The following is a 1,157-nucleotide window of genomic DNA, read 5'->3' as shown; positions in this document are numbered from 1 at the left end:
TCCCGCCGATGCGCCGCACCCGAAGAACGCGCTGAAGTCATCAACTACATCCTGCGCCCCGAAGTGCACGCCGGTCTGACGAACAAGGTGTTTTACGCCAACCCGAACAAGGCCTCGCTGAAGTTCGTGAAGAAGGACGTGGCCAGCAACCCGACCATCTTCCTGAGCGCCACCGACATGGCCAAGATGACCCCGCCGGACAGCGTGCCGCAGGACATCAAGCGGGTGCAGACCCGGGTGTTCACCCACTTCAAGGCCAGCAAGTAAGCTGGACCCACCCAAACGAAGCCGCCCCGAGGGGCGGCTTTTCCATGGGGCACGGCAGGGCGGCTCAGTAGCCGCCGCCGTGCAGCTGCACCACCAGACGGGCGACCATCACGCCCAGCAGAAAGCCCAGCGCGCTCCACAGGCCGGCAGACAGCAGGCGGTTGGTGCGGCGCTGCTCGCGCAGCAGGGCCAACAGCACCGGGTCGGGCTCGCGGTTGGGGCGCTCCTGCAGACGCTGGTGCACCAGGCGCGGCAACTCGGGCAGCAGCTGGGCGTAGCGCGGGGCCTCGGCCTTGAGCTGGCGCACCAGGGCGCGCCAACCCAGCTGCTCGTTCATCCAGCGCTCCAGGAAGGGCTTGGCGGTGGACCAGAGGTCCAGGTCCGGGTCCAGCTCGCGACCCAGGCCCTCGACGTTCAGCAGCGTCTTCTGCAGCAGCACGAGCTGCGGCTGGATCTCCACATTGAAGCGGCGCGAGGTCTGGAACAGGCGCATCAGCACCTGGCCCAGCGAGATCTCCTTCAATGGCCGGTCGAAGTGCGGTTCGCAGACGGCGCGGATGGCCGCCTCCAGCGCATCCACCCGGGTGTTGGGCGGCACCCAGCCGCTTTCCACGTGTGCCACGCTCGTGCCGCAACGGCAGCTGCCGCGCCTGCCGCTGCCAGCTGACGGCAGGCGACATCCGCTACCGCATCGACTGGCCCGGCCTGAGCGCCGAGAAGCGCGCCCAGGGCGAGGTGCTGCCCTGTGTGGCCGAAGCCCTGGGCGACGTGACCCTGCTGGCGCCTGGCGCCCAGCAGCGCTGATCCTTCCGGCACCGAAGAACGTCACCCCAGCGTCAGATTCGGGTCTGATCCTTGCTTGGTGTCGGCCAAAACCCGGCGTGCTCCGG

At 68.5% G+C, this 1,157-nt stretch carries 1 protein-coding gene and 2 pseudogenes; 2 read left to right on the top strand and 1 reads right to left on the bottom strand.

The window, feature by feature from the left end:
- Window positions 1-267 (top strand): annotated as a pseudogene (locus tag I73_RS04615) (spermidine/putrescine ABC transporter substrate-binding protein PotF); the annotation flags it as partial.
- A 64-nt stretch (window positions 268-331) separates the two neighbouring features.
- On the opposite strand, the pseudogene I73_RS04610 reads toward I73_RS04615, so the two are convergent.
- Window positions 332-883: pseudogene (locus I73_RS04610) on the bottom strand (ubiquinone biosynthesis regulatory protein kinase UbiB); the annotation flags it as partial.
- Here I73_RS04610 and I73_RS25930 point away from each other — a divergent pair.
- The gene (locus I73_RS25930; protein WP_051049011.1) at window positions 883-1,071 is read left to right on the top strand and encodes a 2Fe-2S iron-sulfur cluster-binding protein; all 189 of its coding nucleotides are present in this window, start codon (window positions 883-885) and stop codon (window positions 1,069-1,071) included. The pseudogene I73_RS04610 and the gene I73_RS25930 overlap by 1 nt on opposite strands.
- Window positions 1,072-1,157 lie beyond the last annotated feature (86 nt).

This window comes from Ideonella sp. B508-1, assembly GCF_000333615.1.
Lineage (GTDB): Bacteria > Pseudomonadota > Gammaproteobacteria > Burkholderiales > Burkholderiaceae_C > Ideonella.
This window is presented reverse-complemented; position numbering and strand designations above follow the sequence as displayed.